16 protein-coding genes and 1 riboswitch are annotated in these 16,301 nt (G+C 45.0%); of the genes, 2 read left to right on the top strand and 14 right to left on the bottom strand.

Annotated features, from left to right (window positions below; all coding sequences use genetic code 11):
* Window positions 1-212: 212 nt before the first annotated feature.
* The 12 genes from LIZ87_RS08715 to LIZ87_RS08660 all read right to left on the bottom strand — a co-directional run bounded on the left by LIZ87_RS08715 (window position 213) and on the right by LIZ87_RS08660 (window position 10,797).
* Window positions 213-2,768, bottom strand: coding sequence for a hybrid sensor histidine kinase/response regulator (locus tag LIZ87_RS08715; RefSeq protein ID WP_227146444.1), 2,556 nt, complete (start codon window positions 2,766-2,768; stop codon window positions 213-215).
* Window positions 2,769-2,819: 51 nt separating this feature from the next.
* Window positions 2,820-3,179 carry an Hpt domain-containing protein gene (locus LIZ87_RS08710; RefSeq protein WP_178313712.1) on the bottom strand — a complete coding sequence of 120 codons (360 nt, stop codon included), beginning with the start codon at window positions 3,177-3,179 and terminating at the stop codon, window positions 2,820-2,822.
* Window positions 3,136-4,326, bottom strand: coding sequence for an HD-GYP domain-containing protein (locus LIZ87_RS08705; RefSeq protein ID WP_178313710.1), 1,191 nt, complete (start codon window positions 4,324-4,326; stop codon window positions 3,136-3,138). The genes LIZ87_RS08710 and LIZ87_RS08705 overlap by 44 nt, the downstream gene beginning before the upstream one ends.
* Before the next feature lie 147 nt (window positions 4,327-4,473).
* A riboswitch (cyclic di-GMP riboswitch) is annotated at window positions 4,474-4,559 on the bottom strand.
* A 16-nt stretch (window positions 4,560-4,575) separates the two neighbouring features.
* The gene (locus tag LIZ87_RS08700) at window positions 4,576-4,986 is read right to left on the bottom strand and encodes a hypothetical protein (protein WP_178313708.1); all 411 of its coding nucleotides are present in this window, start codon (window positions 4,984-4,986) and stop codon (window positions 4,576-4,578) included.
* Window positions 4,987-4,990: 4 nt separating this feature from the next.
* On the bottom strand, window positions 4,991-5,224 hold the full coding sequence (locus LIZ87_RS08695) for a hypothetical protein (protein ID WP_178313706.1): 234 nt from the start codon (window positions 5,222-5,224) through the stop codon (window positions 4,991-4,993).
* Window positions 5,225-5,302: 78 nt separating this feature from the next.
* Entirely contained in the window at window positions 5,303-5,836 is a 534-nt protein-coding gene (locus LIZ87_RS08690; RefSeq protein WP_178313704.1) for an RNA 2'-phosphotransferase, read from the bottom strand.
* A 297-nt stretch (window positions 5,837-6,133) separates the two neighbouring features.
* Window positions 6,134-6,673, bottom strand: a complete 540-nt coding sequence (locus LIZ87_RS08685) for a hypothetical protein (protein ID WP_178313702.1) — start codon at window positions 6,671-6,673, stop codon at window positions 6,134-6,136.
* A 43-nt stretch (window positions 6,674-6,716) separates the two neighbouring features.
* Entirely contained in the window at window positions 6,717-8,063 is a 1,347-nt protein-coding gene (locus LIZ87_RS08680) for an MATE family efflux transporter (RefSeq protein ID WP_178313700.1), read from the bottom strand.
* Between the two features lies 1 nt (window position 8,064).
* A complete protein-coding gene (locus LIZ87_RS08675; RefSeq protein ID WP_227146441.1) occupies window positions 8,065-8,919 on the bottom strand; it encodes a helix-turn-helix transcriptional regulator in 855 nt (284 codons plus the stop codon).
* Window positions 8,920-9,068: 149 nt separating this feature from the next.
* Window positions 9,069-9,656, bottom strand: a complete 588-nt coding sequence (locus tag LIZ87_RS08670) for a hypothetical protein (protein WP_178313696.1) — start codon at window positions 9,654-9,656, stop codon at window positions 9,069-9,071.
* Window positions 9,657-9,893: 237 nt separating this feature from the next.
* Window positions 9,894-10,304 carry an SRPBCC family protein gene (locus tag LIZ87_RS08665; protein WP_178313694.1) on the bottom strand — a complete coding sequence of 137 codons (411 nt, stop codon included), beginning with the start codon at window positions 10,302-10,304 and terminating at the stop codon, window positions 9,894-9,896.
* 160 nt (window positions 10,305-10,464) lie between these two features.
* Complete coding sequence (locus LIZ87_RS08660) at window positions 10,465-10,797, bottom strand: winged helix-turn-helix transcriptional regulator (protein WP_178313692.1); 333 nt, start codon at window positions 10,795-10,797, stop codon at window positions 10,465-10,467.
* 122 nt (window positions 10,798-10,919) lie between these two features.
* Here LIZ87_RS08660 and LIZ87_RS08655 point away from each other — a divergent pair, with 122 nt between their 5' ends.
* The gene (locus LIZ87_RS08655) at window positions 10,920-11,492 is read left to right on the top strand and encodes a flavin reductase family protein (RefSeq protein WP_178313690.1); all 573 of its coding nucleotides are present in this window, start codon (window positions 10,920-10,922) and stop codon (window positions 11,490-11,492) included.
* Between the two features lie 223 nt (window positions 11,493-11,715).
* Here LIZ87_RS08655 and LIZ87_RS08650 read toward each other — a convergent pair whose 3' ends face one another.
* Together LIZ87_RS08650 and LIZ87_RS08645 are read right to left on the bottom strand one after the other, a co-directional pair.
* A complete protein-coding gene (locus tag LIZ87_RS08650) occupies window positions 11,716-14,649 on the bottom strand; it encodes a hybrid sensor histidine kinase/response regulator (protein ID WP_178313688.1) in 2,934 nt (977 codons plus the stop codon).
* A 191-nt stretch (window positions 14,650-14,840) separates the two neighbouring features.
* On the bottom strand, window positions 14,841-15,185 hold the full coding sequence (locus tag LIZ87_RS08645; RefSeq protein ID WP_178313686.1) for a winged helix-turn-helix transcriptional regulator: 345 nt from the start codon (window positions 15,183-15,185) through the stop codon (window positions 14,841-14,843).
* A 177-nt stretch (window positions 15,186-15,362) separates the two neighbouring features.
* Here LIZ87_RS08645 and LIZ87_RS08640 point away from each other — a divergent pair, with 177 nt between their 5' ends.
* Window positions 15,363-16,298 (top strand): radical SAM protein, encoded by a 936-nt coding sequence (locus LIZ87_RS08640; protein WP_178313684.1) that lies wholly within the window; start codon window positions 15,363-15,365, stop codon window positions 16,296-16,298.
* The last annotated feature ends 3 nt before the right edge of the window (window positions 16,299-16,301 follow it).

Raw genomic sequence — 16,301 nt, 5'->3', positions numbered from 1 at the left:
CGGTACGCACGGTGGTATGAGAGGACGGCGGTTAATCACCGCCTCCTACTCGATTGATAAATGCCTGTTTTGCACCTGACTCCACCAGCTTCTCCGAAGAGTCGATTCCAACCGATGATAGCCTTTTGGCCATCTCTCTGCCGGTCAGGACCGACCTTCTACCTATACTGTTGTCACAAATCACTCACCGATACTTCAGTGTGCATCATCTGCTATCTGCCCAGATATTTTTCCAGCAGGCGGGATACCTCTTTCATGTCAATAGGCTTCGCCAAATGGGCATCCATGCCGTGCCCTACGCTCTCCTGGATGTCCTCAGAGAAGGCATCCGCTGTCATGGCAATAATAGGGATCGACGAATCAGCACGCTCCATAGCCCGGATCGCATCAGAAGCCTCATATCCTGTCATCTCCGGCATCCTGATATCCATGAGGATCATATCATAGAAACCTACCGGGGACTGTTTAAATTTCTCCACACATATCCTGCCGTTTTCAGCCCAATCCAGTTCAAGCCCCAGCTCCCCAAGGAGGGCCTCCGCTACCTCCCAGTTCAGTTCATTATCCTCAGCTAACAGCACACGCCTGCCAGAAAAATCCAGTTTCCCAGCTTCCTTTAAAGGCTGAACGTCAGAATCCTCCATGTAGGGCTTCAAGCCGTAGAACAAAGTGGATTTAAACAGGGGTTTCGAGAGAAAGCCATTCACACCGGCAGCCCTGGCATCCTCCTCGATCTCGCTCCAGTCATAGGCTGAGATCAGCAGGATCGGGATATCCTCACCCAGCTGACGGCGGATCCGCCTGGCTGTCTCGATTCCATCTATCCCTGGCAGCTTCCAGTCCAGAAGGATCACATGGTAATCCTGCTGTTTTCTGTGCCGGTCATTCACCATATCGATGGCTGTTTCTCCACTCAATGCCCACTCTGCCTTAACGCCAATGGATTCTAAGGATGACACGGCGCTTTCACATAGCTGTCGGTCATCATCCACAACCAGCATGCTCCAATCAGGAAGGATCATATCCACTTCCCTTGTGCCGCCCCTTTCCATGTCCAGGATGATCGTGAACTCTGTTCCCATTCCCTGCTCGCTTTTCATCCGTATAGAACCGCCCATGGCGTCCACAATATACTTTGTAATTGCCATTCCCAGCCCAGTGCCCTCTGTCTTCTGCACGCGGGCCTTATCCTCACGGGAAAAGGATTCAAATATCCTCTTCTGAAATTCCTGGGACATTCCGATTCCTGTGTCCTTCACCTGCAGATGGATCCGGATATAGTCTTCTCCCTTTGGAGAGGCCTCCTCGTAAAGGGCCATCTGGATGGAACCGCCCTCCGGTGTGAATTTGATGGCATTAGACAGCAGGTTCAAAAGGATCTGATTGAGACGCACACTGTCGCAGCATACATCTTCCGTGGTAATGTCGTGGATAAATACATCAAATTTCTGCTGTTTTGCCTTGATCTGAGGCTGTACAATGCAGACAATGCTGTCGATCACTTCCCTCAGGGAGATCTGATCCATATTCAGGGTCATCTTCCCGCTTTCGATCTTGGACATATCCAGAACATCATTGATCAGGCCCAGCAGATGCTTGCTGGACAACGTGATCTTCTTCAGGCAATCCTGCACTTGCTGCGTATTACTGATATTCGCTGCAGCAATGGCAGTCATGCCTACAATGGCATTCATAGGCGTCCGGATATCGTGACTCATATTGGAGAGGAATTCACTCTTGGACCGGCTGGCCTGCTCTGCCTCATGTCTGGCCCGCTCCAACTCCCGGACCTGCTCCTGCATCCTTCGGAAGTATAGGATAAAAAACAGCAGCAGGACGGCCAGGATAAAAAAACAGCTTCCAAGGGACAGGGAAACCCACTGGCTGCTGAAGCTGTGGATGATACTATCCAGCATTCCATAGGAAATAAAGGTGATCAGATACCACTCAGTGTATGGCAGGCTGCTGCAGTACATGTACCTCTGGGTCCCATCAATCACAAGTTCGCTGGAATAGTCTTTCCCAGCTGCCATGGACGCCTGCAGTTCCTCAATGTACTGCTCCGGCTCCTTTCCTCCAACGCTTTCATAAACAGAACGCACCCGTTCAAAATAGCTCTCCCGGTAGGCGTCGGAGCTGCGGATCACAAAGCTTCCATCCTGGCGGATCACAAAGGAGTAGGCCATGTTGTCATTTTCATTCAGTGAAAGAGCATCTCTCATATAATTTGCCGGAAACGCCGCCACTAAAGCTACGCTCTCCCTGCCATCCTCCATTCGGTAAGACGCAGGAATACCCATGAGGATGATCCGGTCTCCACTCTGATCAGACCCTCCTGACACCTTTTCCTCCCCGGATCTCAGGGAATCCAAAAATGGCTCCGGATTAAAGGATTTTATCTCCTCCCCATAGATCATATCCACATCCCCGTCACTGCCATACAGTCCCAGATACTCAAATCCGCGGGCCTTTGCACTTCTTGACAGGGTCTCCCGCACTGCCTGTGCTCCCTGGCCATCTACGGCCGGAATGGCTTCCACAAGGGCCTTCACCTGGTCCAAGCGCAGTTCGATCGTTGTTTTAAAGTGAAGCGTGATCTGTTCACTCATGCTGGACATATAGATCCTGGCGACCTCGTTGATCGTCTCCACGCTTCTGTGGCTCATATAAACCGCTAAAAATGTAAAGATACCGGCGCATATAATTGCTACAAAGGCTGCGCTGAACACCAGAAACCGCGCATTTTTATATTTTATGCTCTGAACCATTTGATCATCTCCCTGCATTCTGCCCTTTTCTTCCTGCGGACGCCCTTTTTGTCATCCCAGCTCTTTCCGGAATCTGAGGATCGCTTCCAACGCCTTCTGGTAATCCTGTCTTACCTGCGCTGCGAGAGATTCCGCCTCTAATGTCCGGCCAAAACGCAGCGCCTCGGTCAGACTGCTGCTGGATGCGAGCAATACCGTAAAGCTTAAATTCTGGCATATGCCTTTGATGGTGTGTGCGGCCCGGAAGGCCTCTTTGTAATTCTTCTCCTCCAGTGATCGGCACAACAGATCAAAGCTTCCATCCTCCAAAAACTTCAGGATAAATTTCTGCACCAGACGGTCGCTGCGCAGCCGGGCCGACACATCTTCATAGTCTCCCCCCAGAGCCATGTAGCACTCTTGCAATGTCATACTCGATCCCCTCCTTTGTCTCATAGTAGAACATTTCCTGTGTCGTTTTTCCCCCTTTAGACTGATCCTCCTGGATCAATACGGCAGTTCTCAGTTCTTCCTCCAGCTGGTCGGCCATCTCCTCCAGACACTCCTGCAAAAGCGGAGAGAAGGCCCCGCACTGTCCATCCAAAATCATCCGCACGGCAGTTTCATGGGAGAAAGCTTTCTTGTAGACACGCTCACTGGTCAATGCGTCATAGACATCCGCCATGGCCACGATCTGGGCGGAAATCGGAATATCATCACCAGAAAGGCCATCCGGATATCCCTTCCCATCATATCTCTCATGATGCCAACGGCAGATCTCATAGGCAAACCGGATCATCGGCTCCTCCTGGTGGATGGACAGATTTTCCAGCATCTTCGCCCCCTCCAAAGGATGGGTCTTCATGATATCGAATTCCTCTTTTGTCAGTCTGCCCGGTTTATTTAGGATCTTCTCGTCGATTGCAATTTTTCCAATATCGTGCAGGGCGGACGCCGCACTGATCAGGGAAATATCGGTCATGGAAATGGAGTAACGGTCTGTCTTCTGCCGCAGATGCTTTAGCAGCAGCTCTGTCAGGGTGCGCACATGGAGCACATGCAGGCCGCTTTCTCCATTCCTAAATTCTACGATATGGCTGAGGATATCGATCATCAGGCTGCTCCGCCGTTCCTTCTCATAGATCTGGTCAGCCACCATTTCAATCAGCTTTTTCTGCTTTGTATACAGCAGGATCGTGTTCACTACCCGGTGATGAACGATCAGCGCATTAAAGGGGCGGCTGATAAAATCCGTGACTCCCAGCTCATAAGCCAGCTCCACCTGCGTAGGACCGCTCTCCGCAGAGATCATGATCACCGGAATGTCCTTGATCCAGTGGTTCCGGTTCATCAATTGAAGCACTTCAAAACCGTCCATCCGTGGCATTACGATGTCCAACAGCATCAGGGACAGCTCCGTTCCCCACTTTTCAAGAAGCATCACTGCCTGGAAACCGTCCTCCGCCTCGATAATCTCATATTCCGCATACAGCATGTCAGATAAAATAGAGCGGTTCATTTCGGAGTCATCTACGATCAATATTTTTTGTTTATGGGTTTTATAGCTACAGATAATCATCACTTCCTAACACCAAATGCAGATGCGCTGCATAGCAGCGTTTTCAGACTGCCGCAGTGCGGCTCTGCCCGGAGGGATTTTTATTACATGGAAAGCTCCAGAACGGTTTCCTACGTAATAAAAAACGCAGTATAAGCGCGCTTATACTGCGGTAACTGGCTGACATTTCTCAAAAGAGGGAAGTCCCTGTAGCTTTGCGTCACCGGATTTCCCCGGCTTTGCCCTGGGCATTTCATTGGTTTTATTTTCCTAAAAATCATACCATAAAATGGCGATTTTAGCAAGAACCATCGTGACTTCCATCTGTTCCAGCCGTTTCAAACCGTACCCATTCCTCTGAATCTCCAAAAGGCATATACACGTCAATATGCTCTTCTGGTTTCCCAGCTGCAGCGGATAGCTTTCCATAACGGCTCCGCTGTATGTAACTCTTACCCGGTCTCCTACCTGGGCCAAAGCTGCAGCTTCATCTAATGTTACGCTTACTCTGTCTCCGGAACTGCGGATCGGAAATCCCTCATCCACCTCCACCACTGCACTTGTACTATTTATTTCCTTTATTGTACCCTCAAAGGCCTGACTGTTCTCAACAAAAATGACATCCTCCTCAGTCTGTCCATCGCCTTCATAGCATAAAAGCAGTGACCTCTCTTCATCCACTTTTTCATAAATCTGTTTCTCTTTTTCCAGAATAATAACTGAGCAGCGCAAATATTACCAGCTCCACTAATATCACCGGCCCAAAATAATAAACTGTAAAGTAACAGGCTGCATACCATGGAAAACTGGTAACCGGACCAGCAGACAGAATATTCCGGATTCCAATTCCCATATAGAGAATTGCCGCTGCCATAGTCATCATTATAAGCCATCCTGCAATTTTTCTTATTTTGCGCATTTATACCCCCGCTGTCTTCTCATTTTCTTTTATTATATCGGATTTCTAAATCCCCTTCTTTAACTTTTACTTACAGTTCTATGATTTTTCCAGATAGCTTACCGGAACCTCCTTTGTCAGCCATACACCGTTTACAGAACGGTAAAATACATATCCATCTTCCTCCATCCGTCCGCTTGCCACCCGGTACACTACGGGCTTTCCATGGCGGCTGCCTACCTTGACAGCCGTATCTATATCACCGGAAAGATGCACATACAAGCGACTCTTGGGAATCAATCCGATCTTGTCAATGGAATCCACATACTTTTGTCCGGTTCCATGATACAGAACTTCCGGCGGCTTTATAACCGACAGTTCCACATCCACTGGAACGGAATGCCCCTGATTGGCCCGGATCAGCGTCTTATCCTCATTAAAGGAATAGCGCTGCTTGTGATCCGTCCGGACAATTTCTTCCAGCATTTCCATGTCAAAGGCTTGCGTTCTCTGGATTCCTGCTACCAATTTTTCCACATCTGCCCAGCCATGCTCATCCAGTGTGATTCCGATCACCTCTGGCTTATGGCGCAGGATCAGGCTGATAAATTTACTTGTTTTATTCATGTCCATATGATTCTCTCCTTATCTTTTTCACTTATTCATTCGCCGTATGAAAGAAGCTGCTGCATCATGCCTCCGGGCACATGGACCGTCAGATCGCTTGCATTTAGCTGTTCCACCGTGATATTCAGATCCTCTATCATGCCTTGTCAACAATATTCGGCAGGCAAAGCGGACAGATCACCTTTTCCAGCTCTTTTTCAATCACTTTTAGCCGGTATACCTGTCTTCTTCTTCCAAAATACATTCCTGCTCCTCCGTCAATTTCAATAAGCCGCTCTGATGGACTATCCTATAAATGCGGGATTACGCAATCTGCTCTATACGACATTTCCTGCATAAAGGATACTCCTCAACAAAGGGCTTTATTTTCTTCTCCATTTCAGCAAAAGAGGTTCCGTAAAAATACAGGGCAGTCCAGGTATTCCCCTCCCAATAGCTATACATCCGACCGATTCCCTCCATGGCTCGCTCCATCTGCTCAATCACATAATTGATATCACACGTCTGATAAATTTCCGCAGGCAGATCGACACCATTTGAATAATATGCTAACCCCTCTAAGGTTCCCACTGTAAGCTCTGGCTCTATGCCCTGCAAACGGGAGCCTTTGGGAATACCAATTCTGTTAAGCAGGTCAGCCAGCCACTTTACACCATCCAGATCATTATGAATCAGGTGAATTTCAATATCACAATAAGCAATTTCTCCATCGGGTTTTTGCGCTGTACCGCCCCCGGTCACCTCGCCCAAATGTTTTTTCTCCAATATCTCCTGCAGGGCATCTTCCAGCTCAAACCTGTGTTTTGGCTGAAACCGTGCGTTCAATTTTAATGTCAGATCCATATGTTACCTCCTAAATTTCCTAACACAATTCTTTTCCCGCTTCTCATAGATATTGATACCTGTCTTTATTTTTCCGAATCAATATCAATGCAGCGATAAATGTCATAAATTCCGCCGCCGGGACTGCAAGCCAAACTCCTGTTACCCCCATCCAGACAGGGAGTATCAGTAAAAATATCGTAATTAGTCCGAAGGTCCGCAGAAAAGATAAAATGGCTGACAATTTTCCATTCGATAACGCCGTAAAGGCAGCTGATGTAAAAATATTGAATCCGCAAATCAAAAAGCTAAATGGAACAATACAAAATCCCTTCCGGGCAATTTCATAAACCTGTGTGCCTTTTGGCGAAAAAACAGCAACCAAAGGTGAGGCAAACACCAGTGACAAAAGGAATATCACAACCGAAACAACACTAATAAAGCGCAGGCAAATACGGAATATCTTTTTTAGCCGGAGATTGTCACCACCCCCATAGTGATAGCTGATAATTGGAGCCACACCCATAGAAAATCCAATATAGAGTGTTGTGAGTAAGAATTGAGTGTATATCATAATCGTAATGGCGGCAACTCCATGCTCTCCAAGAAGCTTCATCATTACCATGTTAAAAAGAAATGTCGTCACAGCGCAAGCCCCCTGGCTTACCATTTCTGAACAGCCATTTGTACAGCTTTCCGCCAAAACAGAACGATCTGCCACAGGTTTTTCAAAATACAGACTGCCCTTTGATTTAGAGAAAAATCCAATTCCGATCATAGCCGGCAATAAATATCCGATCCCCGTTCCCAGTGCGGCCCCCTTTATTCCCATATCAAATAATACCATGAAAACATAATCCAACATAATGTTGACCGCTCCGGCGCTTACAGACAAGACCATTCCAAGGCCGGGATGCCCGGCTGTCACGATCAAATTCTGAAATAGCACCTGCAAGATATTTGCGGGCGTAAACAACAGAAGCGTCAAAAGATATTCTCTGCAATATGGAAATAATATCTCATTTGCTCCCAGTCCATTTACTATATTGTCTATGAAAACAACACCCAGCCCGGAAATCATGATTCCTAATATCGCTCCGGCCAGAACAATCAGCGTAAAATCTTTTCTGGCCCGTTCTTCTTCACCGGCTCCCATTTTTCTGGCTACGATTGCGTTCCCGCCCGTTGCAAGCATAGTTCCAAGCCCTACAATGAGGTTAATTACCGGACACACAATATTCAGTGCTGATAACGCATTTGTATTTACAAAGCGTGATACAAAGATCGTATCTGCAATGGTGTAAAGTCCCATGAAAATCATCATTATGATCGTTGGAAAGGCAAACTGCAATAATGATCTCATGTCAAAATTTTGTGAGAGCGGATTTTCTGCCCTTTGTGCTCCTGCCATTCTATGCTCCCCCCAAACGCTCCTTCTGCAAAATAAACCGTTGTGTCGGATAGCCAAATTCCGTCAATAATTCTGCTTCGGCAAATCCAAGCTTTTGAATGGTGCTGCGGTAGCCAGTATCAGCCTTATCGCCTTCCCGAAAGGTTGTGACTGTAATATCCATATGGGGATCTAAAAGCCTGCTCCATGCTTTCATCAAAAAGGCACTTGTGATTCCAAATTTCCGATATTGAGGGTGAATCCCTAAAAAATCAATGCTCCCTGTTTCTTCGTGAAAGGCCATGATTCCGATTGCAGTATCCTGATCTTTTAGGATCAACGCCCTTTTGTACCGGATATATTCTTCCAGCCGGCTCAGATAGTCCTTTTCGTTCAGATTCGGAAATCCGCCAATCACGAGATGAACCAGATCCATCCACTGAGGAATGTCTTCATAAGCAGCAAAATCAATCCCTTCCTGCCAGGAGGAAAATTTTTCCAATTTTGCCGGATTTTCTTTCAAAATACACCTTAACTGCAATGGATAAAATTCTCCATCTTCCCGGTATTGCTTCGGCGTCTTTTTATACATGGTCTTGAAAACAGCAGTAAAAGCCTGCTGGCTTTCATAACCGGCAAGCAGCGCAATATCAAGGATCGGTTCATCCGAAAAAGCCAACAGCTTTGCGGCTTCTGTCAATTGGCGGCGCTGGACATATTCGTGTATTGTCAAGCCGACTGTTTCTGTAAACATGCGGTGCAGATGGAATTTTGAATAGTGCATGGCATCTGCAACAGTCCCTAGTTCTAATTTACCGGATAAATGATCCTCTATATAATCAATCGCGACTGTCACATTTTTAATGTTCCCCGGCACTGTATTTTCCTCCCTCCTCTTCGTTCTGCCATACCTTGGATGGTATTTTGAATTGAATTGTATCAGAGGGAAAATGTTTTTGTTTCATATATCTTGCGGTTTTTTTGTTTTCTTTTCCCAAATCTGCTGCGGAGCATACACAGGAAGCTCTAAAGGAGTTTCCTATGTAACAAGAACAATGAATCAAATAGCTCCTGCGTTTCCTCACTCATCTTCCGGACATTGGAACTGATAGAAATTACTTTCGGACTGCCGTTCTTGTCCAACAGCATCGGCTTCTGTTTTGCCTTTGTCGGCCCAAACATCAACTGCGGCAGTTTCTCCTTCGGGATTGGGCGCAGTTCGATGGACGAGCCATGTGTGCTGACAGCTGCAGTTTCGGAACAGCAGTTAAAGGGGCTCTGATGGCAGCTGTGCGGCTTTACAGGCACCTTGCCATAATACTCTCTCCAGTTCCAGTCTTTATCTTCCGGTATAAGAGCCCCGCAAGGGTTCCCTAATTCTCGAACCAGGTACTCATATGCCGGCTCAATCTTCTCAACCGGAAGCCTTGCCACCACACACAACGTTCCGTCACTTACTGTAACCGGATAAATGACATCTCCCTCTTTTACGCACTTTATGGAAGGCATCTTTGTGTGGATGCTGCCAAATACAACCTGGATCGGCCCGTTATCCTTATTCTTTTTTAATTCCCTGATCTGCTCCTTCGGCCAGTATGTAATGAATCCTGCCATATTTTTTTCTCCATGTATATCGATATCATATTTTCCTGCCTTACAAATCCGACTTAACTCCTGTCTCGTTGCACTCTTTCATAAAATCCTCCACAGTTTGCTAATCTTTCAGTGATGTCCACAACAGGCCAAGCGTCTGTATCAACAAAGTTCTTCATCTGACCGCCTGACTCACAGGTGAGGATCTATTGACTGTTCCAACTGGTTTTTGCTGTCCTTCTGATAAACTGGAATTTATCAACCGAGTGCTTTCTTTAAATCTATCACAAATTGTTCCAGCTCCTTTTTCAAATACACTTTTTCAAATACGCTTTTACCAATGGGTCTCATAAAAAGCTTTTTTGCTGTTACATATGCGGTAAATTCGATTTCTGTTTCACTGCCTTTCGACGCAAATACGCCAGTGCAGTGTCCTTTTATATGGCTGTTTTCCATATCAAGCTCCCAGCGTCTGTGCGGTTCAACCACAGTAACCGTAAACGTAGTTGGATAGCCATCTTTGGTATATTCTATAAAGTGTTTTTCATCTATCACTTCTGTTTTGCTCACATCACTTCGCCATGTATGGTAACACTCAACCGCTAATATGGTTTCCCAGATCTTATGAATATCACATTGGATAATAGCCTTTATATTTGATGTTGTCATATCCAGTCCTTTCTCTCAAATTTATATTCCGATTTGCCACTCTATTTTCTTTATCATTGCTATAATATCGTTTCCGGTTTAAACTGAAGATAGTCAGATAAGACCAAATAGCTGCAGTTTTCCTGTCTTTTCGCTTTTATGAAACAATTTCACGTCTATCTCATCTCCGGTTCTCTTCACCCCATACGCATAATTGATCCAAAACCTTCATAAGTGATGCACCTCTCTCTGTTAAAGAATACTCAACCCTCGGTGGAATCTGCGGGTACACCTCTCTGTGAATCAAATCATCATTTTCCAATTCCTTTAAATTTTGACTCAGCGTCTTATCCGAAATTTTCTTCAGATATCGTTGCAGTTCATTAAAACGTACCGGCTGATATTCCATTAGGCAATAAAGAATAACCATTTTATATTTGCCCGAAATCAGAGACAGCGTATATCGGAAGCCTGTATCTTCAAAATTCGCATTTTCAATATAATTCTTTATCATATACTTTCTCCAAAGTAAGTACCTAACTCAAAAGATGGTACTTGTTATTTTTTCTTAATATCAATATAATTATAAATAGATTCATTAAAAAATGCAATCAAATCATTATACGGAGGTACAATATGAAAAAAAATATGGGTGTCGTTCCAGCTGTCTATCCAATGCCCGTTCTGATGGTAGCAGCATATGACGCAAACGAAAAAGTAAATGTAATGAATGCAGCTTGGGGACAGATCTGCGATATGGATAAAATCATTCTGTTTATCGGCAAAGGTAAGAAGACTTGGCTAAATATTCAGGAAAGTAAAGCTTTTACCGTAGCTTTGGCTGATGAAGCACATACAGATGTCGCAGATTTCTTTGGTATCGCTTCCGGAAACAAAATAAATGATAAGTTTGAACGTACCGGTTACCATGCTGTAAAGAGCGACAAAGTAAATGCTCCGATCATTGAGGAATTCCCTGTCGTTATGGAATGCGAATTACTGGAATTTTTGGAAACAGAGCATGTGTCTGGAATCGTCGGAAAGATTATAAATGTCAAGGCAGAAGAAGCCGTGCTTTCTGAAAATGGTAAGATCGATCCGAAAAAACTTCGGGCGCTAATGTTTGATCAATTCCAAAATGGTTACTACTCCACCGGAGAAAAAGTTGCAACTGCTTGGAATGCCGGCATTGAACTGATGAAAAAATAAAATTTGCTGGCATACAAAAAGAGGGCACCGCTCAATCTCTCTCTGTTCTGATGATCATGCAGCGCCCTCTTTTATAAGCTCCGTGACTCTTTTTGCCACTGGCTCCACCAACCTTCTCCATTCTTATAAATCCTCCTAAATTATATTTGAAATATAAAATCCTTGTTTTCAGGCGGAGGTGGAAAGCCATTGAAATCGTCTATATGAAATATGATACCCGGGCTTATTTTATCCACTTTTCTATGGCTGCTGATAATTTGGGAAGCTCAATCGGTTTTGCAACATGATCATTCATTCCCACGGATAAGGCTCTTTGAATATCATCCGAAAATGCATCCGCACTCATAGCAACAATCGGTATTACTTTTAAATCCTCTCTGGCGGAGGCCCTGATTTCTTTTGTCGCCTCATAGCCATTCTTGTTAGGCATCTGAATATCCATAAGAACCAAATCGAAGTAATTTTCTGGTTTTTCTAACAGAATATCCACTGCCTGCTGTCCGTCCCTCGCTGTTTCTACTGCAATGCCGATAAACTCCAGCAACGTCTCAGCAATTTCCAAATTCAGGTCACCATCTTCTACCAAGAGAACTCTTTTACCACTGTAATCCTTTTCTCCCAGCTCATCAATATCCGACTTTTCTTCTTCCTCCCGCTTCTCAATCAGGAATTTCAGTACATAAATCAGGCGTGACTTAAATAATGGTTTTGCGATAAAGGCATTGACACCTGCTTCTCTTGCTTCCTGTTCAATCGAGGACCAATCATAGGCGGAAAGAATAATAATCGGAACATCGTGGCCCAGCTGCCTGCGTATTTCTCTTGCCGTTTCCACGCCGCATTTTCCAGGCATCTTCCAATCCAGAATCACTACAGCATAATCCTCTGCATTTTCATGTGCTTCTGATAATTTCCGGATCGCCTCATCTCCACTTAATACGCCATCTGAGGACATGCCGATACCCCTTAAGATCTCACAGGCACTTTCACAGGCATCCGGTTCATCATCTGCCACCAGCACCTTTAAATCCTTCAGGCATTTTACCACTTCCGTTTTCACATTCTGTAATTTCAGATATAGCCGCACAGTGAATTTAGAACCCACGCCAAGGGTACTCTCGACCTGAATACTCCCGTTCATCATCCTGACAATGTTATTTGCAATAGACATACCAAGCCCTGTTCCCTCAATATTCTGGCTTCTGGTCCTATTCTCACGGGCAAAGGGCTCAAAAATTGTTTCTACAAACTCCTCCTTCATACCAATACCGGTATCTTCAAAAATAAATTCATAGCATCCACTACCCTCTATGCAGGATGGTTTTTCACAAATACTAAAGGAAATCGTACCTCCCTCTGGCGTAAATTTCACAGCGTTACCCATAATATTCACGAATACCTGCTGTAAATGCAATAGATCTCCAATCACATCCTCATGGGTAATATTAGAAATATTTACCTTAAGCTGCTGATTCTTTTCCTGAATCTGCGGATGGATAATTGCCAACAGATTTTCTACCATTTTTGCCATATCAAATTCTTCTTCGGACAATGTTACCTTTCCGCTCTCAATTTTGGACATATCCAGCACATCATTGATCAAAGCCAGCAGATGACGGCTGGAGAGGGTGATCTTGTTAAGACAATCCTTAAGCCTTTCCTTATCATCAATATTCATAGCCGCTACGGCAGTCATACCCATAATAGCATTCATTGGCGTACGAATATCGTGGGACATCCTGGAGAGGAAATCACTCTTGGCATGATTTGCCGCCTCTGCTGCCTGAAATGCTTCTTTTAAAGCCGTCCGGTTTCTAAGCTCCTCCCTTTTTAATTCCGTTACATCCTGAATCGCATATAGGATAATGGTTGGAACACCATTTTCCCGTTCCAAGCTTAAAATTGATATATGTTCCCAACACTGGCTCTCCCGCTGAATCCGGTACTCAAATTGCAGATATGGGGTATTTTCGTCCATATGCAGCTGAATATAATCCTTCGATATGACAGTCGGCATATCCTCCGCACCGTCTTCTACAATATACCGGGGCGAGAAATAGGCCGCTAAATCCGAATACTTTCCCTTTTCCAGATGTTCCTTATCCCTGTTCTTAAGGTATTCATAGGTATCATTTTTCAGATCCACTACAACAAACCGGGTAAATAAATTTGTCACTCCATCAACAATACGGGACATTTCCTGCTTTTGTGATACCAGCAGCTTCTTTTGCTTCCAATTTAGAAAAATCAAGCCAAGGATATATATGCTAAACGCAAAAATCAGACAGCCTTCCATCTGTATTCCAGCAGCATTGGCTTTTTCTATCATATTATTTGTAACCGCAGACGGAAATGTCTGCATGAGCATCCAGTCATTCTGGGAAATTCCTGTAAGATACGCATTCCCTGTCCCCTGTTTGCCATCATACCTGTAACCGCAGGACTCATGTTTTTCAAAGGCCTGCCGGATGTCTTTAAGAGATTCCTCCGATACCTTTATGGTTCCTGGCAACGCATCAAGCATGTTTTTAGGAGCTTTATCATCACCGAAGCTGGAAATAACCGTTCCATCCCCTGTACAGAGATAGGTTTTTGCCTGTGTACCAAAAAATTTCGTAGAAAGAAGCCTCCGCATTCCTTCTTCCCCATATATTCCATTTAGCACTCCAATAATTTCATCCTTATAACGCAAAGGCGTATAGAAGCTCACCAGCGTTTCATTCGTAATTCTGGATTGAAGGGTCACAAATACACCAGAGTTCCCTTTCATTCCTTCTATATAATATTCTCGGTCTGAAACATCTGCCTTTTTACCTTCAAATGTAAGATCTATCCCGTTTTTGTCTACGAATTCCACATACTCAAAAACTGAATTCTCAGCCATATCCTTCAATGCGTTTGCATCTACCTCTGGCGATTCCAATGACTTTCCATACAAATACGCCATGGTATTAATACTATTCTGCGCGCTTGCCAAAATGTCATCAATCCGTTCTGCCATCTGAACCGTGACATCCTCCACATAATTTTCATTTTGCCGGATAATACGCTCGTTATTTTCCTTTGTAAAAATAACGGATATAAAGACAACAAACGCTAACAGAATACAGGCAAACAGAATCTGCATCCACATTTTTCGGTTATTATCAGACTGCATTTTTCATACCTCTTATCACTTTTTACGTTTTGAATTATTTTATAAGCGTTCTCCCTCTTACAACACGGGCTATATAACTCAGATAATTACTTGAATTATATATTAATTCATAGAAAATTTCCACTCTTCTGTCTTGGATTTTCGCTCATTTTCCGAACATTGGAACTGATGGAACCTTCTGAAACGTACACCTATATATCTGCCCCGTAAAAGGGCAGGTTCTCATCTCCCCAGGCCTTCATACAATCAAGGACGGACAAAAAGCTTTTGCCAAGCTCTGTCAGGCTGTACTCTACACGCGGAGGCACCTCACAAAAGTCATGGCGGACGATGAATCCATCAGCCTCCAATTCCCGAAGCTGTTTCGTCAAAGAGCTTTCCGATATCTCCCCGATCTGGCGGCGAAGCTGTCCGAACCGTCTAATATCACATTTGCCAATATACCAAAGAAGCTCAATCTTATACTTTCCGCCCAACAGCTTCTGCACCGTAGAAATTGTCTTGCACCGATTGACAGCAGATTCTGATTTCCTCATTTGCTTCATCTCCCTTGTATCATCAGCATAACACGTTTCACGCAAATTATAAAGGTACTTCAAAAAAGTACCGTACTTTTATTTTTGCTGCGTCCTGCTATAATATTCTCAACGAGACAGTCATGTGCAGGTTTGCCTCGTTGCCCGCACATAATCAATCCATATGAGGTGTTTATTATGCATTACACAGGAACTATTTGGCGCCCTCCCTATGAGGCAGAATCGCTTCTGCTGGAGGTGACAGCAGGCTGCACCCATCACAGGTGTAAATTCTGCACGCTGTACAACGATTTGCCCTTTAAATTCAGGATGTCGCCCATGGAAGACATTGAGAGCGATTTACTGGAAGCGCAGATGCTGCGCACAAATCCTTATTCAAGGATGCTGACCCGTCTTCAGGGAAAGGACAGACCGGAGCCATTCCGGCGTGTTTTCCTGACCGGAGCCAATCCCTTTGTCTTGAAAACAGAAAAGCTGCTTCAAATTGCAGAGCTCATCCGAAAGTACCTGCCTTCCGTTGAATCCATCGGCTGTTTTGCCCGCATTACGGATTCGGTAAAGAAAACAGATGAAGAGCTTATCAAACTTCGGCAGGCCGGATATAACGGGCTGACCATCGGAGTAGAAACCGGAGATGATGGGGCATTGGCTTTTATGAGGAAAGGCTATACTTCCCAGGACATTCTGACACAATGCAAAAGGCTGGAGCTGGCGGGAATCGAGTACGGCTTCTTCTACCTGACCAGTGTTTCCGGAAAAGGGAACGGTGAATCCGGCGCGAAAGCCACCGCGAAGATTTTCAATCAGCTGCATCCGTTTCTGGTAGGCCCCAACATGCTGACCATTTATCCCGACTCCGAACTGTATCAGGAAATTCAAAATGGAAGCTGGAAGGAGGAGGGAGAACTGGAAAAATACCGGGAGCTGCGAACTCTGGTAGAAAGCCTGAATATTTCAACATACTTCGCCGCGATGGGAGCCTCCAATGCTTTTCAGCTCAGAGGCAGGCTTCCGGAGGATAAAGAAAAGCTGCTGGCAGCTCTTGACGGGATTATTTCTGAAGTCAGCGAAGAAGAGCTCCGGCATTACAGAACGAATCTGCCGCACCTGTAAACA

This window comes from Lacrimispora sp. 210928-DFI.3.58 (assembly GCF_020554865.1).
In the GTDB taxonomy this organism is placed as follows: Bacteria; Bacillota; Clostridia; order Lachnospirales; family Lachnospiraceae; genus Enterocloster.
Note: the sequence above shows the minus strand (reverse complement) of the source record. Positions and strands in the feature narration are given on the sequence as shown.